19 protein-coding genes are annotated in these 20,282 nt (G+C 72.3%); 8 read left to right on the top strand and 11 right to left on the bottom strand.

What is annotated here, in order from left to right; all coding sequences use genetic code 11:
• The first annotated feature begins 68 nt into the window (after nt 1–68).
• Nucleotides 69–659 carry a TetR/AcrR family transcriptional regulator gene (locus ACF1A5_RS03555; RefSeq protein ID WP_392191122.1) on the top strand — a complete coding sequence of 197 codons (591 nt, stop codon included), beginning with the start codon at nt 69–71 and terminating at the stop codon, nt 657–659.
• Between the two features lie 22 nt (nt 660–681).
• Here ACF1A5_RS03555 and ACF1A5_RS03550 read toward each other — a convergent pair whose 3' ends face one another.
• From ACF1A5_RS03550 to ACF1A5_RS03540, 3 genes are all read right to left on the bottom strand, one after another.
• Nucleotides 682–1,296 (bottom strand): GNAT family N-acetyltransferase, encoded by a 615-nt coding sequence (locus tag ACF1A5_RS03550; protein WP_392191121.1) that lies wholly within the window; start codon nt 1,294–1,296, stop codon nt 682–684.
• 243 nt (nt 1,297–1,539) lie between these two features.
• Complete coding sequence (locus ACF1A5_RS03545; RefSeq protein WP_392191120.1) at nt 1,540–2,748, bottom strand: family 2 encapsulin nanocompartment cargo protein polyprenyl transferase; 1,209 nt, start codon at nt 2,746–2,748, stop codon at nt 1,540–1,542.
• 115 nt (nt 2,749–2,863) lie between these two features.
• Nucleotides 2,864–4,270, bottom strand: a complete 1,407-nt coding sequence (locus ACF1A5_RS03540; protein WP_392191119.1) for a family 2B encapsulin nanocompartment shell protein — start codon at nt 4,268–4,270, stop codon at nt 2,864–2,866.
• A gap of 153 nt (nt 4,271–4,423) precedes the next feature.
• On the opposite strand from ACF1A5_RS03540, the gene ACF1A5_RS03535 reads away from it, so the two are divergent.
• Nucleotides 4,424–5,395, top strand: a complete 972-nt coding sequence (locus ACF1A5_RS03535; protein WP_392191118.1) for a 1-aminocyclopropane-1-carboxylate deaminase/D-cysteine desulfhydrase — start codon at nt 4,424–4,426, stop codon at nt 5,393–5,395.
• A 160-nt stretch (nt 5,396–5,555) separates the two neighbouring features.
• Here the strand turns inward: ACF1A5_RS03535 and ACF1A5_RS03530 are convergent, their stop codons facing one another.
• Complete coding sequence (locus ACF1A5_RS03530; RefSeq protein ID WP_392191117.1) at nt 5,556–7,151, bottom strand: Na+/H+ antiporter; 1,596 nt, start codon at nt 7,149–7,151, stop codon at nt 5,556–5,558.
• Between the two features lie 62 nt (nt 7,152–7,213).
• Between ACF1A5_RS03530 and ACF1A5_RS03525 the strand changes: the two genes are divergently transcribed.
• From ACF1A5_RS03525 to ACF1A5_RS03515, 3 genes are all read left to right on the top strand, one after another.
• The gene (locus ACF1A5_RS03525) at nt 7,214–7,474 is read left to right on the top strand and encodes a UBP-type zinc finger domain-containing protein (RefSeq protein ID WP_392191116.1); all 261 of its coding nucleotides are present in this window, start codon (nt 7,214–7,216) and stop codon (nt 7,472–7,474) included.
• A gap of 246 nt (nt 7,475–7,720) precedes the next feature.
• Nucleotides 7,721–8,134, top strand: coding sequence for an anti-sigma regulatory factor (locus tag ACF1A5_RS03520; RefSeq protein ID WP_356186033.1), 414 nt, complete (start codon nt 7,721–7,723; stop codon nt 8,132–8,134).
• The gene (locus ACF1A5_RS03515; protein ID WP_392191115.1) at nt 8,131–9,312 is read left to right on the top strand and encodes an RNA polymerase sigma factor SigF; all 1,182 of its coding nucleotides are present in this window, start codon (nt 8,131–8,133) and stop codon (nt 9,310–9,312) included. The genes ACF1A5_RS03520 and ACF1A5_RS03515 overlap by 4 nt, the downstream gene beginning before the upstream one ends.
• A gap of 93 nt (nt 9,313–9,405) precedes the next feature.
• Here ACF1A5_RS03515 and ACF1A5_RS03510 read toward each other — a convergent pair whose 3' ends face one another.
• Complete coding sequence (locus ACF1A5_RS03510) at nt 9,406–9,873, bottom strand: hypothetical protein (RefSeq protein WP_392191114.1); 468 nt, start codon at nt 9,871–9,873, stop codon at nt 9,406–9,408.
• Nucleotides 9,874–10,009: 136 nt separating this feature from the next.
• On the opposite strand from ACF1A5_RS03510, the gene ACF1A5_RS03505 reads away from it, so the two are divergent.
• Nucleotides 10,010–10,978 (top strand): diacylglycerol/lipid kinase family protein, encoded by a 969-nt coding sequence (locus ACF1A5_RS03505; RefSeq protein WP_392191113.1) that lies wholly within the window; start codon nt 10,010–10,012, stop codon nt 10,976–10,978.
• 320 nt (nt 10,979–11,298) lie between these two features.
• A complete protein-coding gene (locus tag ACF1A5_RS03500; protein ID WP_003992873.1) occupies nt 11,299–11,556 on the top strand; it encodes a WhiB family transcriptional regulator in 258 nt (85 codons plus the stop codon).
• A 253-nt stretch (nt 11,557–11,809) separates the two neighbouring features.
• Here the strand turns inward: ACF1A5_RS03500 and ACF1A5_RS03495 are convergent, their stop codons facing one another.
• Both ACF1A5_RS03495 and ACF1A5_RS03490 read right to left on the bottom strand, forming a co-directional pair.
• On the bottom strand, nt 11,810–13,273 hold the full coding sequence (locus tag ACF1A5_RS03495; protein ID WP_392191213.1) for a PAS domain-containing sensor histidine kinase: 1,464 nt from the start codon (nt 13,271–13,273) through the stop codon (nt 11,810–11,812).
• 478 nt (nt 13,274–13,751) lie between these two features.
• The gene (locus tag ACF1A5_RS03490; protein ID WP_392191112.1) at nt 13,752–14,387 is read right to left on the bottom strand and encodes a TetR/AcrR family transcriptional regulator; all 636 of its coding nucleotides are present in this window, start codon (nt 14,385–14,387) and stop codon (nt 13,752–13,754) included.
• A 187-nt stretch (nt 14,388–14,574) separates the two neighbouring features.
• Here ACF1A5_RS03490 and nagB point away from each other — a divergent pair, with 187 nt between their 5' ends.
• Complete coding sequence (nagB, locus tag ACF1A5_RS03485; RefSeq protein WP_392191111.1) at nt 14,575–15,360, top strand: glucosamine-6-phosphate deaminase; 786 nt, start codon at nt 14,575–14,577, stop codon at nt 15,358–15,360.
• Between the two features lie 154 nt (nt 15,361–15,514).
• Here nagB and ACF1A5_RS03480 read toward each other — a convergent pair whose 3' ends face one another.
• From ACF1A5_RS03480 to ACF1A5_RS03465, 4 genes are all read right to left on the bottom strand, one after another.
• Complete coding sequence (locus ACF1A5_RS03480; RefSeq protein WP_392191110.1) at nt 15,515–17,005, bottom strand: glycoside hydrolase family 3 protein; 1,491 nt, start codon at nt 17,003–17,005, stop codon at nt 15,515–15,517.
• 9 nt (nt 17,006–17,014) lie between these two features.
• Nucleotides 17,015–17,866, bottom strand: a complete 852-nt coding sequence (locus ACF1A5_RS03475; RefSeq protein WP_392191109.1) for a carbohydrate ABC transporter permease — start codon at nt 17,864–17,866, stop codon at nt 17,015–17,017.
• The gene (locus tag ACF1A5_RS03470) at nt 17,863–18,849 is read right to left on the bottom strand and encodes a carbohydrate ABC transporter permease (protein WP_392191108.1); all 987 of its coding nucleotides are present in this window, start codon (nt 18,847–18,849) and stop codon (nt 17,863–17,865) included. Before ACF1A5_RS03470 ends, ACF1A5_RS03475 begins: the two co-directional genes overlap by 4 nt.
• 119 nt (nt 18,850–18,968) lie before the next feature.
• On the bottom strand, nt 18,969–20,252 hold the full coding sequence (locus ACF1A5_RS03465) for an extracellular solute-binding protein (protein ID WP_392191107.1): 1,284 nt from the start codon (nt 20,250–20,252) through the stop codon (nt 18,969–18,971).
• Between the last annotated feature and the right edge of the window lie 30 nt (nt 20,253–20,282).

Raw genomic sequence — 20,282 nt, 5'->3', positions numbered from 1 at the left:
TAGTGCTTCACTTGTAGTGGTTACAAGGGATTTCCAGCACCGGAAGCAAGTGGCAGAAGGGATTCCGCATGGCCGGCAATCCGGAGCGGCGGGCGGCCCTGGTCGACGCAGGGGTCGCGGTGCTCGCGCGGGAGGGCGCGCGGGGGCTGACGTTCCGCGCGGTGGACGCCGCGGCAGGCGTACCGGTGGGCACCGCCTCGAACTACTTCACCGGCCGGGACGACCTGCTGCGCCAGATCGACGCCCGGCTGCACATCCGTCTCGCACCCGACCCGGAGGTGCTGGCCCGGCTGATGGCCCGGCCGAGGGACCGCACCCTGGTCACCGCCTTCATGCACGACCTGCTGGCCCGCGCGACCCGGGACCGCACGGGCTACCTGGCCCTGCTGGAGATGCGCCTGGAGGCCACCCGGCGGCCCGCGCTGCGCGACTCCTTCACCAGGTCGGTGCGCGGGGACCTGGAGGAGGCCGTGGAGTTCCACCGCGCGGCCGGGCTGCCCGGCGGCGACGAGACCGTCACGGTGCTCTACCTCGCGGTGCTCGGGCTCATCCTGGAGCATCTGACCCTGCCGGGTGTCCTGCACGGCGTCCTGCCGGGAGTGGGCACGCCGGAGGGCATGGTGGAGCGGATCGTGGCGGCGATCGTGCCCGAGAAGTGAGGCACGAGGAGCCGGGACGGGGTCAGCCGCGCGGCTCCCGCCACATCGGCCACATGCTCGGGCCGTCCGGCAGGTCGAGGGTGCGGCCGGTCGGGGCGAACCCGAGGCGCTCGTAGAGCCTGGTGCTGCGGGCGCTGCTGGCCTCCAGGTAGGCGGGCACTCCCTCGCGGTCGCAGCGGTCCAGGACGTGCTGGACGAGCGCGGTGCCCAGCCCCTCACCCTGCCGGGCGGGGGTGACGCCGATCATCCACAGGTATTCGTGAGCACGGTCCGCGGGGTGCGCCTCGGCCATCAGCCGGGCGATCCACTCCACGCGTTCGTTGGCCGGGTCGACGCTCTGGCGCAGCCTTACGGCGTCGTCCGCTCCGGTGCCGCCGTCCCCCGAGTGCCCGCCGTCGCCTCCGGCGGGCACCGGCAGCCACAGCGCGCAGGCCGTGCCCTCCGCGGTGATGTCGATCCGGCCCTCGGCGAGCACGATGTCGGTGAAGGCCGCCATCAGCCGGTGGTGGGTCGCGCGGCGGTAGTCGTCGCCGGGGAAGACCCAGCCGCTGACCGGGTCGTCCTGGAAGGCCTCGTCCAGCAACCGCACGACCAGCTCGTGGTCACTCTCCCCCGCCGTCCGGATCGCCACGCCCATCTGCCACCCCTTCGCCTCAACTAGGTTGCCCCGTACGGGCGTTGAGGGTACTCGGTGCGGGTGCGGGCGTGGTTCGCGCCCGGCGACAAGGGCGGGCCCCGCACACCGTGGGGAAGTGCGGGACCCGCCGGACCGGTGCCCGCGGCGGCCGTACGGGGTCAGGAGCCGTACGGACCCGAGGGCACCGGGGTCTTTCGGTGCCGCGCCGACCGGACGGTCGGCGCGGCGGGGCCGGACGCGGACTCAGCTGGTGCGCCGGGTCACGAACTCGGCCAGGGCGAGCAGGCCGCCCGCCCGGGCGGGGTCCGGGACGGCCCGGGCCAGTTCGTCCAGGGCCCGGCCCATCAGGTCGGCCGCCCGGGCCTGCGCCCAGTCACGTCCGCCGGCCCGCTCGACGGCCAGTGTGACCCGCTCCCTCTCTCCTTCCCGGTGGGGGCGTGCGTACAACTCGGCGAGTTCGGCGGCGGCCGGGGTGCCGGAGGTGAGTGCGGCGACCACCGGCAGGGACTTCTTGCGCGCGGTGAGGTCGGCGCCGGCCGGCTTGCCGGTGCGGTCCGGGTCGCCCCATATGCCGATCACGTCGTCGATGAGCTGGAAGGCGAGCCCGGCCTGCCGGCCGAACGCGTCCAGCGCCTCGACGTCCTCCTCCGCCGCTCCCGCGTACAGCGCGCCGACGGCGCACGCGCACCCCAGCAGCGCGCCCGTCTTGGCCTCGGCCATCGCGAGCACCTCGGTGAGCGTGACCTCGCGCGGGTCGCGTCGCTCCAGGGCCGTGTCCGCCTGCTGGCCCGCGCACAGCTCCACGACGCAGGCGGCGAGCCGGGCCGCGGCCGCGGGGGACGCCGGATGCGGGTCCTCGGCGAGCAGCCGCAGGGCCAGTGCCTGAAGGGCGTCCCCGGCGAGGATCGCGTCGTTGTCACCGAACACCGTCCACGCGGTGGCCCGGTGCCGGCGGGTGGCGTCCCGGTCCATCACGTCGTCGTGCAGCAATGTGAAGTTGTGGACCAGTTCCACGGCCGCGGCGGCGCGCGCCGCCTGCGTCCGCGCCCCCGGGCCGCCGAGCGCGGCGGCCGCGGTGAGGACGAGCGCCGGGCGGATGGCCTTGCCCCCGTGCCCCGCCGCCGGGGTGCCGTCCGCCTGCTCCCAGCCGAAGTGGTAGCGCGCGATCCGGCGCATCGCGCCGGGCAGCGAGGCGACTGCGGACCGCAGTTCGGGATCGACCACCGTCCGGGCACGCTCCAGGATCACCGTCGCGTCCTGTGCGTCGGCGGCGTCCACCCGGCCTTCCGTCCGGCGGCCGACCGCTCGGTGGGGCAGTGTCGCGGCAGGCCGGTCCCCTCCTCGGCCGGCCTCCTCCCCAGCCTGCCGGGCCGCGCCGGTGGGGCGCGGCACCCCGGTGGGGCCTTGCGTCCCGGCGGGACGCTGTGTCGTCTCCGTCATGAACTCGACCATCCGATCCCCCTCGGAGAATCCGCGGACGGTGGCGCTGGCGCTGCCGGTTCCGGGCACGTACCCCCAGGGTGTACCCGGCCACGCGGGCCGGGACACCGTGGGCGGGCGTGAGGTGTCAGCGCCAACGGCCGACCTCGACGTTCTCCAGGACACCCAGCGCGTCCGGCACCAGGACCGCCGCCGAGAAGTACGCGGTCACGAGGTACTTGATGATCGCCTGCTCGTTGATGCCCATGAACCGCACGGACAGGCTCGGCTCGATCTCGTCCGGGAGGCCGGACGCCCGCAGCCCGATGACGCCCTGCTCCTCCTCGCCGGTGCGCAGGGCGATGATCGAGCTCGTCCGGGCCTCGGTGACCGGGATCTTGCCGCACGGGAAGATGGGCACACCGCGCCAGGTGGGGATGCGGCTGCCGCCCATGTCGATGGTCTCGGGGACCAGTCCCCGCTTGTTGAGCTCGCGGCCGAACGCGGCGATCGCGCGCGGGTGGGCGAGGAACAGCTTGGTGCTGCGCCGCCTGCTGAGCAGTTCGTCCATGTCGTCGGGGCCCGGCACGCCGTCGTGGGGCTGGATGCGCTGGTCGTACTCGCAGTTGTGGAGCAGGCCGAACTCGCGGTTGTTGATCAGCTCGTGCTCCTGGCGCTCCTTCAGCGCCTCCACCGTGAGCCGGATCTGCTGCTCGGTCTGGTTCATCGGCTGGTTGTAGAGGTCGGCCACGCGGCTGTGGATGCGCAGCACGGTCTGCGCGATGCTCAGCTCGTACTCGCGGGGCCTGCCCTCGTAGTCGACGAAGGTGTGCGGGATGTCCGGCTCACCGCTGTGGCCGGCGGCGAGTTCCACCTCCTTCTCGCCGAACTTGTTGGTGCGCTGGGCGGGGATCGAGCGCTGCCGCTGCAGATGGGCGCGCAGGGAGTCGGCGCGCTCCAGGACCTGCTCGACGTCGTGACGGGGCAGGACGAGGACCGTGCAGGGGGTGTCCGCGCGGGCCGTGTACTCCCAGATGGCGTCCGGGTCGAGCAGCACCTGGTCACCGAAGTACGCGCCGTCGGCGAGGACGCCGAGCACCTGGTCGTCGCCATAGGGGCCGGTGCCGACCTTCTCGACCCTGCCGTGCGCCAGCAGGTACACCTCGTCGGCCTGGTGGCCGAAGGAGGCGATGACCTGGCCCGCGCCGATCTCCCGCTGCCGGCAGCGGGAGGCCAGTTCGGAGAGGACCTCCTCGTCCTCGTAGCCCCGCAGCGCCGGCAGTTCGCCGAGCTCCGCCGGGATGACCTCGACGCGGTCGCCGGTCTTCACGAAGGTGATGCGTCCGTCGCCGACGGCGTAGGTCAGCCGCCGGTTCACCCGGTACGTGCCGCCCTGGACGTCGACCCACGGCAACATCCGCAGCAGCCAGCGGGAGCTGATCTCCTGCATCTGGGGAACGGACTTGGTGGTGGTGGCCAGGTTCCGCGCGGCCGTGGTGCCGAGGCTCTGCTGCGGCCTGCCCTGCTCCGTGCGGACCTCTTCGCCTACCGACATAGAGAATTGCCCTCCCTTTCGTGCCCGGCATCGATCAGCACCGGGCATCGATGTGCAGGCACAAGCCTTCCATCACGCAGCGTGTTCGTGCCATTACACGAAAGAGCGGGAATGGATCACTGTCGGCGAGGGCACGGCGGCGACAATGGCCGGGTGACCAGCTCCGCCGCCCCCGGCCCCGCCGACTTCGACCCCACCGGCCCCGGCCCCGTCGCTCCCGGCCCGGCGGCCCTCTCCCCCCGGCTCCCCTCGCCGGTGCAGGAGCTCGCCGACGACCGCTTCGCCCGGCACGGGCTGCGGCTGCTACTGAAGCGCGACGACCTGATCCACCCGGAGCTGATCGGCAACAAGTGGCGCAAGCTCGCGCCGAACCTCCGGGCCGCGGCCGGCCGGACGATCGTCACCTTCGGCGGGGCGTACTCCAACCACCTGCGCGCGACCGCCGCCGCGGGCCGCCTGCTGGGCCTGCCCACGGTCGGCGTGGTGCGCGGCCACGAGCTGGCCGACCGCCCCCTCAACCCCTCGCTGGCCCGGTGCGCGGCCGACGGGATGCGCCTGCTCTTCGCCGACAGGTCGACGTATCGACGCAAGACCGAGCCGGAGACGCTCACGGCGCTGCTGCGGACCGCCGCGCTCGACGCCGACGACGTGCACGTGGTCCCCGAGGGCGGCAGCAACGCCCTCGCCGTACGGGGGTGCCGGGCGCTCGGCGAGGAACTCCGTGACGACCACGCCGACGTGGCCGCCGTGGCCTGCGGGACCGGCGGCACGCTCGCCGGACTGGCCGCAGGACTGGGGCCGGGCCGGCGCGCCCTCGGCATACCGGTTCTCAAGGGGGGCTTCCTGGCCGCCGAGACCGCGGCCCTGCAGGAACGTGCCTTCGGCGGCCGCAGGGGCGAGTGGTGGCTGGACGACCGCTTCCACTTCGGCGGCTACGCGCGCACCACACCCGAACTGGAGGCCTTCGCCGCGGACTTCACCCGCCGCCACGGCCTCCCGGTCGAGCGTCTCTACGTCGCCAAGCTGCTGTACGCCCTCGTCCGCCTGGCCGACGAGGGCACCTTCCCGCGCGGGACGACGGTCGCCGCGGTCGTCACGGGCCGCCCCTTCCCGGACCGGCCCTGATCCACCGCGCCGGTTCCGCTCGGCCGCGACCGCGCGCGAGCCGTCCCCCGCGAGCGTGCCACGCGCGAACACCCCCACGGGAGCACCCCGAGCGAGCGCCCCTGCGCGACCGTCCCGCCCGCGACCGCCCCGCACCCGCTCACGCCCCCGCGAGCGCCCCTCATGCCGCCTCCCGATAGGCCGCCGCCTCCTCCAGGTCCAGCCTGCGCAGCAGGGTCCGCAGCATCTCGTCGTCGATGTGGCGGCTGTCCCGCAGCCGCACGAAGACCGAGCGCTCGGCGCTGATCATCTCCCGGGACAGCCGGCGGTAGGTGTCGTCGACCGACTCGCCGGTGACGGGATTGACCTGGCCGAGCCGCTCCCAGACGGCGTTGCGGCGGCGCTCCAGGACGGAGCGGAGCCGGTCGGCGAGCGGCGGGGGCAGGGCGTTGCGCTCGTCGGAGAGGAGTTCCTCCAGGCGCTGCTCGGCAACCCGGGACGCCTGCGCCTGGGCATTCGCCTCGGCCAGGGTCTGCGCCTGCGCGTCCCGGGGGGGGAACTTCAGGAGCCGGATCAGCGGTGGCAGCGTCAGCCCCTGCACCACCAGCGTCCCGATGACCGTCGTGAAGGTCAGGAAGAGGATCAGGTTGCGCTGCGGGAAGGGGACGCCGCCGTGCACCGTGACCGGGATCGAGAAGGCGATGGCCAGCGAGACCACGCCCCGCATCCCGGCCCAGGCGGTCACCATCGCCCCCTTCCACGTGGGGTTCTCCTCGCGCTCCCGGATCCGCCGGGACAGCAGCCGGGGCAGGAACGCCGCCGGGTACACCCACACGAACCGGGTCGCGACGACCACCAGGAAGACGGCGACCGCGTACCAGGCGGCCTTCACGCCCTCGTACTCCCCGAGCCCCCTCAGGACGAACTGGAGCTGCAGTCCGATGAGGGCGAAGACGGCCGACTCCAGCAGGAACGCCACCATCCTCCACACCGCGTCCTCCTGGAGCCGGGTGGCGAAGTCGACCTCCCAGGCGCGGTGGCCGAGGTAGAGGGCGACCGTGACGACCGCGAGGACACCCGAGGCGTGCATCTGCTCGGCGACGCCGTAGGCGACGAACGGGATCAGCAGCGAGAGCGTGTTCTGCAGCAGCGGCTCCTTCAGGTGGGTGCGCAGCCAGTGGATCGGCGCCATCAGCACCAGCCCGACACCGACACCGCCGACCGCCGCGATCAGGAACGCGCCCACACCTCCGGCCCAGGTGGCGCCCTCGCCCACCGCGGCGGCGAGGGCCACCTTGTAGGCGGTGATGGCGGTGGCGTCGTTGAGCAGGGACTCGCCCTGCAGGATCGTGGTGATCCGGGAGGGCAGCCCGACCCGGCGCGCGACGGCCGTCGCCGCGACCGCGTCCGGCGGCGCCACCACCGCGCCCAGCACCAGGGCCGCCGTCAGCGGCAGCCCGGGCACGATCAGGTACGCGGCCCAGCCGACCACGAAGGTCGCGAACAGCACGTACCCGACCGACAGCAGCGCCACGGGCCGCAGTTGCGCGCGCAGATCGAGGTAGGAGCTGTCGATGGCCGACGTGTACAGCAGCGGCGGCAGCAGCAGCGGAAGGACCACCTCGGGGTCGAGGGTGTACTCCGGCACCCCGGGGACGTACGAGGCCACCAGCCCGGCGGCGACCAGCAGCAGCGGTGCCGGTACCGGTGTGCGGCGGGCGGCACCGGCCACCGCGGCGCTGCCCGCCACCAGCAACAGCAGCGGCAATACGTCCATCGTCCTCGCCCACCCTCGTTTTTCCGCGCGGTCACCCGCGCGCCCGTCGTAATCTGGCAATCATGAAACAGTGCACGCACGTCGGCACGCTGCCGCACCCGGAGCCGGGGGCCCGGAGCGAGACGTGTCCGGAGTGCCTGGCGAACGGCACGCACCCGGTGCAGTTGCGGCTGTGCCTGACCTGTGGCCACGTCGGTTGCTGCGACTCCTCGCCCGGGCAGCACGCCACGCGGCACCACAAGGAAACCGGTCACCCCGTGATGCGGACCTTCGAGCCGGGTGAGGACTGGCGCTGGTGCTTCGTGGATCACGTACTGGTGTGACCGGGCCGCGGGACGGTTCGACCGTCTGACGTCTGGGTACGTCAACCCGGCGCGTGCTGTTCCCTTTTGGGCCCGCAGACCTCTAGCCACGGAGCGTATCCGTAGTTTTACTATGAGTGACAGCAACGGTTGGGGTCCCGGGACAGGAATGTCGAGAGCGCGGTAGCGTCACCGCTGAACCACGTATCGCGTTGACCGGGGGTCGGCCCCCGGCCCGAGAAAGCTTGTACCACCTTGGAGGTGAGGGTGTCCCAGATCGCAGGCGAGCCCGCGGCCCAGGACTTCGTGGAAGTCCGGCTGCCGGCTGCGGGTGCCTACCTGTCGGTGCTGCGTACGGCCACGGCCGGTCTCGCCGCCCGTTTGGACTTCACCCTCGACGAGATCGAGGACCTCCGCATCGCGGTGGACGAGGCCTGCGCGATCCTGCTCCAGCAGGCCGTGCCCGGCTCGGTGCTCAGCTGTGTCTTCCGGCTCGTCGACGACTCGCTCGAGGTCACGGTGTCGGCCCCGACCACGGACGGTCACGCACCGTCGCGGGACACCTTCGCCTGGACCGTGCTGTCCGCGCTGGCGGGCAAGGTCTCCTCGGCCGTGGACGACGACAAGACCGTTTCGATCAGCCTCTACAAACAGCGCGGCGCGGGACCCGGGCCGGCGTGAGGAACGGGGACGGGCCGGTGCGGGACGAAGAGCGGGGCACGCGCAAGCTGCCGAACGAGGGCGGGATTCCCCCTCGCGCGTGGGAGTCCTCCCGCTCGGGCGCGGGCGCCGAAGGGGGACGGACCGGAGGCTCGGGACAGGGCGAAGCGGCCGGGTCCCGGTGTCCGGCGAGCGGCATCGACGGCATCCCCGAGCAGGCCAGACCGCATCCGGAGGACGACCACCCGGTGCCCGGCCTGCCGGGCGAGGGGCCGCGGGATCAGGACGATGCCGCGCAGGGCGCGGCTCCACCGGCACGGGGCCGGGTCTCCCCGGGCCGATCGGAGGCGCGGGCTCGGGGAAGGGCAACGGGCGGGACGATGAGCGAGCACGAGCGAGACGACGAGCCGAGCGTGCCGAACGCGCACGGCGCGAGGCACGAGCCTCAGGACCGCAGCGGCGCACGCGCGCTGTTCGTCGAGCTGCGCGCGCTGAAGGAGGGCAGCCCCCAGTACGCGGAGCTGCGCAACCAGCTGGTCCGTATGCACCTGCCGCTCGTCGAGCACCTCGCCCGCCGCTTCCGCAACCGCGGGGAGCCGCTGGACGACCTCACCCAGGTCGCCACCATCGGCCTGATCAAGTCGGTCGACCGGTTCGATCCGGACCGCGGCGTCGAGTTCTCGACGTACGCGACCCCGACGGTCGTCGGCGAGATCAAGCGGCACTTCCGGGACAAGGGCTGGGCGGTGCGCGTTCCGCGCCGGCTGCAGGAGCTGCGCCTCGCGCTCACCACGGCGACGGCCGAGCTGTCCCAGCTGCACGGCCGCTCCCCCACGGTGCACGAGCTCGCCGAGAAGCTGGCGATCTCGGAGGAGGAGGTCCTGGAGGGCCTGGAGTCCGCCAACGCGTACTCGACGCTGTCCCTGGACGTCCCCGACACGGACGACGAGTCCCCTGCGGTCGCGGACACCCTCGGTGCGGAGGACGAGGCGCTGGAGGGCGTGGAGTACCGCGAGTCGCTGAAGCCGCTGCTGGAGGACCTGCCGCCGCGCGAGAAGCGCATCCTGCTGCTGCGCTTCTTCGGCAACATGACCCAGTCGCAGATCGCGCAGGAGGTCGGCATCTCGCAGATGCACGTCTCGCGGCTGCTGGCCCGGACGCTGGCCCAGCTGCGGGAGAAGCTGCTGGTCGAGGAGTAGCGCGCAGGGAGGTCATTGCGCGCGGGTCGTCGCACGCAGATCGTCCGCACAGGGGCCCGGGCCGAGGCCCGGACGGGCGGGCGGCCGGTGCGCCTACCGCCGTTCAATCTCCCGGGCACGGCCCGGACCCTTGATCCCGAGGGCCCGGGTCGTCGCCGGGTTCACCAGCAGCACCAGGGCGGCCACGGCCACGGCGGCCAGCGCGATGCCCGCCGGGACGGCCACGCTGTCGGCCTGGAGCAGCTGGTAGGCGACGGGCAGCGCCAGGATCTGCGTGATCACCGCCGGCCCCCGGCTCCAGCCGCGGCGCAGCAGCAGCCCGCGGGCGGCGAGCAGCGGCAGCAGGGCCAGCACGAGCACCGTGATCCCGCCGGTCACGGCCTGCCGGCGGTCGCCGCCGTCGCCCGTGACCCCGAGGACGAGCATCCACACCCCGCCGGCGAGCAGCGCGAATCCCTCCAGCGCGACCAGCGCCGCCGCGTAGGTCAGCCGTCGCGGCCGGGGGCCGGCCGCGTCCACGGTGCCGGGGGCTTCGGGGGCGGGGGTCTGCTCACTGCTCACCCCTGAAGGGTAGCCCTCGGGCTACGGCCGCCGGTGGCCAGGCCGACGGCCCCCGCGGCCGGGCTCACGCACCGTCTCTTACCCGATCCCTACCTCGCCCTGGGCCGAGTACCAGGCAGTAGGTACGCTGCACCCCATGCGTGCACTTCTCGTGGCCAATCCGGCGGCAACCACCACAAGCGCACGTACGCGCGATGTCCTGATCCACGCGCTGGCCAGCGAGATGAAGCTGGAGGCGGTCACCACGGAGTACCGCGGCCACGCCCGCGACCTGGGCCGGCAGGCCGCGGACAGCGACGACATCGACCTGGTCGTGGCCCTCGGCGGCGACGGCACCGTCAACGAGGTCGTGAACGGCCTGCTGCACCGGGGACCCGACCCGGAGCAGCTGCCCCGCCTCGCCGTGGTCCCCGGCGGCTCCACCAACGTCTTCGCGCGCGCCCTGGGGCTGCCGAACGACGCCGTGGAGGCGACCGGCGCCCTGCTGGACGCGCTCGCCACCGGCAGCGAGCGCACCATCGGCCTGGGCCTCGCCTCGGGGGCGCCGGGCACTCCGGACGCGGAGGTCCCGGCGCGCTGGTTCACCTTCAACGCCGGGCTCGGTTTCGACGCGGGCGTCGTCGGGCGGGTGGAGCAGCAGCGGGAGCGCGGCAGGAAGTCGACGCACGCCCTGTACGTGCGGCAGGTGGTCCGCCAGTTCCTCGGCGAGCCGAACCGCCGGCACGGCCGCATCACACTGGAGCGGCCCGGCCAGGACCCGGTCTCCGATCTGGTGGTGGCCATAGTCTCGAACACGTCGCCCTGGACGTATCTCGGCAATCGCCCCATGTACACGTCGCCCAAGGCCTCGTTCGACACAGGCCTCGACGTACTCGGTCTCAGCCGTCTGTCCACGGCCGCGGTTGCCCGGTATGGGACCCAGTTGCTCACTTCGTCCCCGGAGCGGGGACCGCATGGGAAGCATGCGGTCTCACTGCACGACCTGAGCGGGTTCACCTTGCATTCGAAGGTGCCGCTGCCCCTGCAGATGGACGGTGACCACCTGGGGCTGCGCACGAGCGTGACGTTCACAGGCGTACGCCGTGCACTGCGTGTGATTGTGTGAGCGGAAGAGGCCAAAGTCCTTACACTCGAACGTTTAGGCCAGCATCCACCCCATGGAAGTACGGCTGTGACCTAGTCGACACCGAGGAATCAAAAAAAACTTTCCGGAAGGGGTTGTATCCGCCGCTGAGGTTTGCCAGTCTCTATCTGGCGATCGGGGCGGCCCAATACACCGGGCCCCAGAGATCACCGGAACCCCTCTTCAATCCACAGGACCACGCCAGGTAATCCTGACGGTCGGCCCTTCACTTGTTGAGGGATTCGTGAAAGCGTTCACATTCACAAGCAACCCGCACGTAATACCAAGGAGAGGTAGCAGCCATGGACTGGCGTCACAACGCCGTTTGCCGCGAGGAAGACCCCGAGCTCTTCTTCCCCATCGGCAACACCGGTCCTGCGCTGCTGCAGATCGAGGAAGCCAAGGCCGTCTGCCGTCGCTGCCCGGTTATCGAGCAGTGTCTGCAGTGGGCGCTCGAGTCCGGTCAGGACTCCGGCGTCTGGGGTGGTCTCAGCGAGGACGAGCGCCGCGCCATGAAGCGCCGCGCCGCCCGCAACCGGGCCCGTCAGGCCTCCGCCTGACCCACGCCACCCCGCTGACAGCCTGAGCTTGGCGGCGCGTGCAGCACGCACGCATCTCCCGCCCCCGAGCCGCAGCGCGCAGTATCCCCGCGCTTGACACAACAGCGAGCATTGGCCCCGGACCGCATCGCGGTCCGGGGCTTTCTGCTGTGCGGGAGTCGGCCGCGGCCGGCCCCAACTCCCGTGCGGCGCAGTGCTTCCGGGCCAGGCCCGCTACTTCCGGGCGGGGCACGCTACTTCCGGGCCAGGCACGCTACTTCCGGGCCACCGGGATGTCGAGGATCACGCGCGTGCCGCGCTCCGGGGCCGGGACCATGTCGAAGGTGCCGCCCAACTCGCCCTCGACCAGGGTGCGGACGATCTGCAGACCGAGGTTGCCGGAGCGGTGCGGGTCGAAGCCCTCCGGCAGTCCGACCCCGTCGTCCTGGACGGTGACGAGCAGCCGGGCCTCGCGCGAGGTGCCGCCACGGACCGCGGACACCTCCACCGTGCCGGTCTCGCCCTGCCGGAAGCCGTGCTCCAGGGCGTTCTGCAGCACCTCGGTCAGCACCATCGACAGCGGGGTCGCGACCTCGGCGTCCAGGATGCCGAAGCGGCCGCTGCGCCGGCCGGCGACCTTGCCCGGCGAGATCTCGGCGACCATCGACAGCACCCGGTCGGCGATCTCGTCGAACTCCACCCGCTCGTCCAGGTTCTGGGACAGCGTCTCGTGCACGATCGCGATCGACCCGACCCGGCGCACCGCCTCCTCGAGGGCCTCCCGGCCGCGCTCGGACTCGATCCGCCGGGCCTGGAGGCGGAGCAGGGCCGCCACCGTCTGCAGGTTGTTCTTGACCCGGTGGTGGATCTCCCGGATGGTCGCGTCCTTGGTGATCAGCTCCCGCTCGCGGCGGCGCAGCTCGGTGACGTCCCGCAGCAGCACCAGCGAACCGATCCGCGTCCCCTTGGGTTTGAGCGGGATCGCCCGGAACTGGATCACCCCGTCGTGGGCCTCGATCTCGAACTCGCGGGGCGCCCAGCCGCTGGCCAGCTTGACGAGCGCCTCGTCCACCGGGGCCCGGGACGGGGCGAGTTCGGCGGTGGTCCGGCCGAGGTGGTGGCCGACGAGGTCGGCGGCGAGACCGAGCCGGTGGTAGGCGGACAGCGCGTTCGGCGAGGCGTACTGGACACTGCCGTCCGCGTCGAGCCGGATCAGCCCGTCGCCGACGCGCGGCGAGGCGTCCATGTCGACCTGCTGGTCGGGGAACGGGAAGGAACCCGCGGCGATCATCTGCGCGAGGTCGGAGGCGCTCTGCAGATAGGTCAGCTCCAGCCGGCTCGGGGTCCGCACGGTGAGCAGGTTGGTGTTGCGCGCGATCACGCCCAGGACCCGGCCCTCCCGGCGGACGGGGATCGACTCGACCCGCACGGGGACCTCCTCGCGCCACTCCGGGTCGCCCTCGCGCACGATCCGGCCCTCGTCGAGCGCGGCGTCCAGCAGGGGGCGGCGGCCGCGCGGGACGAGATGGCCCACCATGTCGTCCTGGTACGAGGTGGGGCCGGTGTTGGGCCGCATCTGCGCGACGGAGACGTACCGGGTGCCGTCGCGGGTGGGGACCCACAGCACCAGGTCGGCGAAGGAGAGGTCGGAGAGCAGCTGCCACTCCGAGACCAGCAGATGGAGCCACTCGAGGTCGGAGTCGTCGAGAGCGGTGTGCTGGCGTACGAGTTCGTTCATGGAGGGCACGTCTGCGAGCGTACCTGGGCGTTCGGCCACCGTTCGAAATCGGCCACCCGCGCCGGCGGAGCCGGACGGGCCCCGAAGACACCCGCGGGCCGCGGCGCCTGAGAGGGACCCTCAACCCTCCCGGCACCGCAGCCCGGAGCAACATCGGCCGCGGGGTGTGCGGTCCCGGTCGGCCGAAGGATGAGGAGCCGGGGCAGTCAGGGCAGAGAGCACCGGTTCCTCGGTCCGTCTTCCTGTGCGGGGAAGACGGAGGTTTTGCGTTCACCTGTGGCGCGTGGGCGATGCCGCGCGCGTTCGCTGTTCAGGTCTCTTCCCCGCATTCTGGACTAGACCACTTCGGCATGTCCATGAGCGGGAAGACGTTCATCGGTGTTTTTCGACGGTCCGTCGCTCCGGTGAGAGCCGGGTCGGCCAACCGAGCGGACCCCGGCGGGCGTCCGCATCCACCCCGCAGCCTAGCCCGCCCGGCTCATCCACGGGGCCAGATGGCCATGGCAATTTCGGCGAGAGCCTCCAGTTCCTCGCGGCACGCACCGTCGCGCGCCTGCTGGGACATGCCCTGGACGACCGCGCCGACGTACCGGGCCAACGCGCCGACGTCGGTGCCCGCGGGCAGCTCCCCCGCGGCCACCCCCGCCTCCATACGGCGCTCGAAGGCGGCGATGGACGCGTTGCGCCGCTCGCGCAGGGATTCCGCCACCTCCGGGGTCGCGCAGTTGGTCGCCGCGTGGACGACGAGACAGCCGCGCGGACGGCCGGGGGCGGTGTACTCGGCGGCGGCCTCCCGCAGCATCCGCCCGACGGCGGCCCGGGCGGTGGGCTCCTCGGCGAGGGCGCGGTCGCCGAACGAGCCGTACCGCTCGGCGTAGGCGCGGACGGCCTCCGCGAAGAGCGCCCGCTTGTCCCCGAAGGCGGCGTACAGACTCGGGGTGCCGATGCCCATGGCGCGGGTGAGGTCGGAGACGGAGGTGGCCTCGTAGCCGTGCTCCCAGAAGGCCAGGACCGCCTTCTGCAACGCGGTCTCGCGGTCGAAGGAACGCGGGCGGCCGCGAGGCCTGGAGACGGGTCCGCCCCGCGTCCCGGCGTCCTCGCCACCGCTCACCATGGCGCGCATTCTAGAGCGACCACTAGACAAACGTGAAGGGGCCGGCGTGCCCCGTGACGGGCCGCCCCGGGCGCGGCCGGCTCTGTTAGATTGGTCTAAACCACATGGTCGCTCATACGGGCCTTCCAACCGGGTCCGGTCCCACTCCTGTCCCTCTCCTCAGTCTTCTCAGATCGGCAGGCCCAGCGTGGAAGTTGTCATCGTTCCGGACGCCGAGGCGGGCGGCGAGCTCATCGCCGAGGCCATGGCGCAGCTGCTCAGGCGCAGGCCCGACGCCCTGCTCGGCGTGGCGACGGGCTCGACGCCGCTGCCCGTCTACGAGGCACTGGCGGCCAAGGTCCGCGCCGGTGCCGTGGACACCTCCCGGGCGCGGATCGCGCAGCTCGACGAGTACGTGGGGCTGCCCGCCGACCACCCGGAGTCCTACCGCTCCGTCCTGCGGCGCGAGGTGCTGGAGCCGCTCGGGATCACGATGGAGGGCTTCCTGGGTCCCGACGGCACCGCCGAGGACGTACCGGCGGCGTGCGCGGCGTACGACCGGGCGCTGGCCGAGGCGGGCGGGGTGGACCTCCAGCTGCTCGGCATCGGGACGGACGGGCACATCGGGTTCAACGAGCCGTGCTCGTCGCTCGCCTCCCGGACCCGGATCAAGACCCTGACCGAGCAGACCCGGGCCGACAACGCGCGCTTCTTCGACGGCGATGTCGACCAGGTGCCGCACCACGTGATCACGCAGGGGATCGGGACGATCCTGGAGGCGCGGCACCTGGTGCTGCTGGCCACGGGCGAGGGCAAGGCGGACGCCGTCGCCGCGACCGTCGAGGGCCCGGTCGCCGCCGTCTGCCCGGCGTCGGCGCTCCAGCTCCACCCGCACGCCACGGTCGTCGTCGACGAGGCCGCCGCCGCCGAGCTGAAGCTCGCCGACTACTTCCGGCACACCTACGCCGACAAGCCGCGGTGGCAGGGGCTCTGATCCCCGCCGACCGCTCCCCTGTCCGGCCCGCCGTCCCGGACGGCGGCGCCGAGCGACGCGAAGGTGCCGGCCGCCCCGTCGGGGGTGGCCGGCACTTTCGTCCTACGGGCCGTCCGCGCCCGGGTCCGACGCGGCGGACTCCTGGAGACGTGGCCTAGTCTCCCGTCCCCGTGATCACCTCTGCCGCCGCCCGGCCGCAGACGCGGGCCGCGCCGTGGGTGGCGAGGTGGAGGGCGCCCCGGGGTGCCGCCCGGGGGACGCCCATCTCGACGACGATCGTGTCGGGACGGGCCGCGAGCAGGGTGTCGAGGGCGGCGGCCATCCACGGGTGGCGGTGCTCGTCGCGGACGACGGCGACCACCCGGCGGCTTCCGGCCGCGTCCAGGGCCGCGCGTCCGGCGTCCCCGCCCGCGAAGCTGCCCGTCTCCGTCCCGGGCAGGAGCCGGCGGAGTTCCGCGGCCACGCCCCACGGGGTCTCGTCGCCGACGGCGATGTTGGCGACCGGGGTGAGGGCGACGACGTAGGGAGGTTCGGTGAGCGGGGAGAAGCCCGCCCCGCCGGTGACCCGCAGGGCGCGGCGGGCCGCCCGCAGGCCGACCTCGTGCCCGGCGGCGTCCCGCGCCGCGCCGGGCCGCCCCGCCGTCCAGCGGGCCAGGCCGCGCACCCGGTGCGCAGCGTCCGCGAGCCGTTCCTCGGGGAGTTCACCGGCGCGGACCGCCGTGACCAGGGCGTCCCGCAGGCGCCGTACCGTCTCGTCGTCCGCCAGGCCGCCGCCCACGCAGATCGCGTCGGCGCCGGCCGCGACGGCGAGGACGCTGCCCCGCTCGATGCCGTAGGTGCCGGAGACGGCCCGCATCTCCATGCCGTCGGTGACGATCAGGCCGTCGTAGCCCAGCTCGCCGCGCAGCAGTTCGGTCAGGACCGCGCGGGACAGCGTGGCCGGGCGGTCCGGGTCCAGGGCGGGGACCAGGATGTGCGCGCTCATCACGGCCTTGGTGCCGGCGGCGATCGCCGCGCGGAACGGAACCAGTTCGCGGGCCTGGAGCACCGGGCCCCCGACGTCGATGCGCGGCAGCGCGTGGTGGGAGTCGACCGCGGTGTCGCCGTGCCCGGGGAAGTGCTTGGTGCAGGCGGCGACGCCCGCGGACTGCAGTCCGGTGACGTAGGCGGCGGTGTGCCGGGCGACCAGTGCGGGGTCGGCGCCGAAGGAGCGGACGCCGATGACGGGGTTGGCCGGGTCGGAGTTCACGTCGGCGGAGGGCGCCCAGTTGAGGTTGACGCCGCAGGCGGCGAGGCGGTGGCCGAGTTCGAGGGCGACCGAGCGCGTCAGCTCCACGTCGTCCACGGCGCCGAGCGCGTGGTTGCCGGGGAAGCTGGAGCCCGTGCGCACCTCCAGGCGGGTGACGTCGCCGCCCTCCTCGTCGATGGCGACCAGCACGTCGTCCCGCTCGGCGCGCAGTTGGGCGGTGAGCGCGGCCAGTTGCGCGGACGAGGTGATGTTGCGGCCGAACAGGCCGACCGAGGCGAGGCCCTCCCCCAGCCGCCGCAGCAGCCAGTCGGGGGCGGTGGTCCCGGTGAAGCCGGGCTGGAGGACCGTCAGCGCGTCGCGCGTGAGGGTGTCGGTACCGCTGGCGAATGTCGTCATCGGGTGGCGTTATCCCTTCACGGCGCCCGCGGTCAGACCCGCGGCCATCTTGCGCTGGACGAGGAGGAACAGGACGACGATCGGTACGGCCATCATCGTGGCTCCGGCCATCATCGGGGCGTATTCGGTGCCGTGCTTGGTGGTGAAGTTGCCGAGCCAGACGGTGGCGGTCTGGTGCTCCTGGCTCATCAGCATCAGGGCGTACAGGTACTCGTTCCAGGCCTGGATGAAACCGTAGACCGAGGTGGCGACCATGCCGGGGGCGAGGAGCGGGAAAACCACCCGGAGGAAGGCGCCGGTGCGGGAGCAGCCGTCGACCATGGCGGCCTCCTCCAGCTCCCGTGGAATGTTGACGATGAAGCCGCGCAGCGTCCACACCGTGAAGGGGAGGATGAAGGTCAGGTACGTGATGATGAGGCCGGTGAGCCTGTCGTACTGCTCCAGGTCGTTGAGCAGCAGGAAGACCGGGATGATCATGGCGACCAGCGGGACCATCTGGACGGCCAGGATGCCCACGATCACGATTCTGCGACCGCGGAAGACGAAGCGGGAGATGGCGAGCGCGGCCAGCATCCCGACCACCATGCCGATCACCACGACCGTCAGCGACACGACCAGGCTGCGGCCGACCGGGCCCCAGAAGTCCGCGATGTCCAGCGCCCGGCGGAAGTTGCCGAGGGTGAGGCCGGTGGGCAGCAGGCTCGGCTCGGCGTCGATGGCGTCCTTGGCCGGCTTGAACGCCGTGTCGAGCATCCAGTACAGGGGGAAGCCCGCGGTGACGAGGACGAGCAGGCCGAGCAGGTTCCAGCCGAGCCTCGGCCTCGGGCGGCCGGGAGACGTGAGGGTGGTCGTCCCGCTCATTCGACCTCTCCGATCTTCAGCATCTGGCGCATGTAGACGGCGACGACCCCGAGCAGCAGCAGGACGGTGACGAGGGCGATCGCCGAGCCCTGCGCGTAGTCGTTGACCACGAAGGCGCGGTCGTAGGAGTAGGTGTTGAGGACCTGGAACTCCGCCTCCGGATGGCCGCCCCGCATCACGAACACCTGCGGGAAGACGCCCATGTCCCAGATCACCGACAGGGTCGTCAGCATCACGACGATCGGCTTGAGGACGGGCAGGGTGACGTAGCGGAAGACGCCCCAGGAGCTCGCGCCGTCCAGCCGCGCGGCCTCCTCCAGCTCCTTGGGCACCTGCGTGAGACCCGCGCTCAGCGTGATGACGACGAAGGGCACGGCGCCCCAGACCACCAGCAGCATGATCACGGCCAGGCCCTGCGGCCCGCTCGCGAACCAGTTGTGGCCGATCATGTCGATCCCCGGCAGCCTGCTCAGCAGCGCGTTGAGGACGCCGTAGTCCGAGTCGAAGAGCCACTTGAAGACGGTGGTGGCCACGATGACCGGCATGCCCCAGCTCGCCACCAGCACGATGTTGATCAGGGTCTTCAGCCAGCCGGACACCCGTTGCAGCAGCAGCGCGATCGCCATGCCGGCGACCATCGTGAAGACCACGCAGCCGACGGCGAGGACGACCGTGCGCAGCACGACCGCCCAGAACTCGCCGTCGCCCAGCACGGCGGTGAAGTTGGCGAACCCGACCCACTCGGCCGGCTGGAAGCCCCACAGCTGGGGCTGGCCGAACTTCTGCACGGACAGGGTGACCAGCCGCGCCAGCGGATAGGCCATGACCAGGGCCAGGATCAGCAGACAGGGCGCGAGCAGCAGCCAGGGCGTCGCGCCGCCGCCCGGGGTGCGCGGTCTGCGCGGCCGGTCCGGGGCGGCCGGTTGCGACGCCTGCCGCGGCGGCGGCGCCTTGGCGGGGGTGGTGGTGTCTGCGGCACTCATCGCGCGCTCCTCAGCGGTCCCTCACGGGCGTACGAGACTCGGGCGTACGAGACTCGGGCGTACAGGGCTCGGTCGTACGAGAAGCGGGGCCCCGCCCGACGGCAGGGCCCCGCGCCCGGTCACCTGGCGTTGATGACCTTGTCGATCGCGGCGTCCGCCTCCTTGGCGGCGGCCTCGACCGACTTCTTGCCGGTGCCGATGTTCTGCAGCATGGTCTGCAGGATCTGGGCCTTCTCGACCTGGCCCCAGCCCGGGGCCATCGGGACGAACCAGTTGGACTCGGCCGCGGTGGCGGGGACGGCGGTCGCGGGGTCGTTCTTCAGGGTCGTGAGGTCGGTCTTGTTGTTGGGCAGGTTTCCCTTGCCCATCAGGCCCTTCTGGCCCGACGGGCCGGTGAAGGCGTTGATCCACTCGGCGGCGAGGTCCTGCGCCCTGGACTTCACCGGGACGGCGAGGTCGGAACCGCCCAGGAAGACCGGCATGTTCCTGCCGGACGGGCCGGGCATCACGAAGTTCTCGAGGTTGTCCTTGAGCTTGCCGGTCTTGTCGTTCTTCGGGTCGGCCGCGGTCGCTCCCTCCCAGGCGGCGCCGAAGATCATGCCGGACTTGCCCTGGCCGTAGACGATGTAGCGGTCGGACTCGTCCTTGGTCTTGTCGCCGTGCATGTACCTGTCGACGACGTTCTTGAACTCGGTGAGGCCCTTGAGGGACTCGGGCGAGGAGAGACCGGCCTTCCAGGTGCCGCCCTCCTCCTTCGCTATGGAGCCGCCGGCGTCGTAGACGAAGGACATGGCCGCGTACCAGTCGCGGGTGGGCTGGTACCAGGCGCTGAACTTGCCGCCCTGCTTCTTCTGCACCTTGTCCAGGGCGGCGGTGAGGTCCTGGTAGGTCTTCGGCACGGACTTCACGCCCGCCGCGGCGAACACGTCCTTGCGCCAGTTGGCGACGCGGCCGCCGGCGTAGTAGGGGACGCCGTAGGTCTTGCCGTCGTAGGTCACCGAGGCCTTCAGGCCGTCGAGCCAGGCGGAGGAGCCCGTGAACTTCGCCGGGTCGACGGGGGCGAAGGCGCCCTTGACCATGTAGCCGAGCATCTCGGTGTTGCCCATCTCGACCACGTCGGGGGCCTTGTCGGTGGCGAGGACGGCGTCGAGCTTGGTGTTCTTGTCCGGCCAGCCGTAGTACTCGTGCTTGATCCTCAGGCCGGGGTGCTTCTTCTGCACCGCGGCGTCGGCGGCCTTCACCAGCTCCGGCCAGTTGTTCTGCGCGTCCACGGTGAGCCAGACGGTCAGCTCCTTGGCGTCCGCGCCGCCCTTGCCCGATCCCTTGTCGTCATCGCTCCCGCACGCCGCGATGGAGACCATCATGCCCGCGATACCGATCGCGGCAACCAGCTTGCGCCTCACGCCACCCTCCTCAGGGATGCCACAAACCCC

This window comes from Streptomyces sp. NPDC014864 (assembly GCF_043081525.1).
GTDB lineage: Bacteria > Actinomycetota > Actinomycetes > Streptomycetales > Streptomycetaceae > Streptomyces.
Note: the sequence above shows the minus strand (reverse complement) of the source record. Positions and strands in the feature narration are given on the sequence as shown.

Bases quoted from the DNA above. Each gene is read 5' to 3' on its own strand.
- ACF1A5_RS03540 (WP_392191119.1), bottom strand. From the start codon at position 4,270: ATGTCGGTAGGCGAAGAGGTCCGCACGGAGCAGGGCAGGCCGCAGCAG.
- ACF1A5_RS03495 (WP_392191213.1), bottom strand. From the start codon at position 13,273: ATGAACGAACTCGTACGCCAGCACACCGCTCTCGACGACTCCGACCTC.
- ACF1A5_RS03480 (WP_392191110.1), bottom strand. From the start codon at position 17,005: ATGACGACATTCGCCAGCGGTACCGACACCCTCACGCGCGACGCGCTG.
- ACF1A5_RS03505 (WP_392191113.1), top strand. From the start codon at position 10,010: ATGCGTGCACTTCTCGTGGCCAATCCGGCGGCAACCACCACAAGCGCA.
- ACF1A5_RS03500 (WP_003992873.1), top strand. From the start codon at position 11,299: ATGGACTGGCGTCACAACGCCGTTTGCCGCGAGGAAGACCCCGAGCTC.
- ACF1A5_RS03490 (WP_392191112.1), bottom strand. From the start codon at position 14,387: ATGGTGAGCGGTGGCGAGGACGCCGGGACGCGGGGCGGACCCGTCTCC.
- ACF1A5_RS03525 (WP_392191116.1), top strand. From the start codon at position 7,214: ATGAAACAGTGCACGCACGTCGGCACGCTGCCGCACCCGGAGCCGGGG.
- ACF1A5_RS03470 (WP_392191108.1), bottom strand. From the start codon at position 18,849: ATGAGTGCCGCAGACACCACCACCCCCGCCAAGGCGCCGCCGCCGCGG.
- ACF1A5_RS03555 (WP_392191122.1), top strand. From the start codon at position 69: ATGGCCGGCAATCCGGAGCGGCGGGCGGCCCTGGTCGACGCAGGGGTC.
- ACF1A5_RS03530 (WP_392191117.1), bottom strand. From the start codon at position 7,151: ATGGACGTATTGCCGCTGCTGTTGCTGGTGGCGGGCAGCGCCGCGGTG.
- ACF1A5_RS03550 (WP_392191121.1), bottom strand. From the start codon at position 1,296: ATGGGCGTGGCGATCCGGACGGCGGGGGAGAGTGACCACGAGCTGGTC.
- ACF1A5_RS03545 (WP_392191120.1), bottom strand. From the start codon at position 2,748: ATGGTCGAGTTCATGACGGAGACGACACAGCGTCCCGCCGGGACGCAA.
- ACF1A5_RS03475 (WP_392191109.1), bottom strand. From the start codon at position 17,866: ATGAGCGGGACGACCACCCTCACGTCTCCCGGCCGCCCGAGGCCGAGG.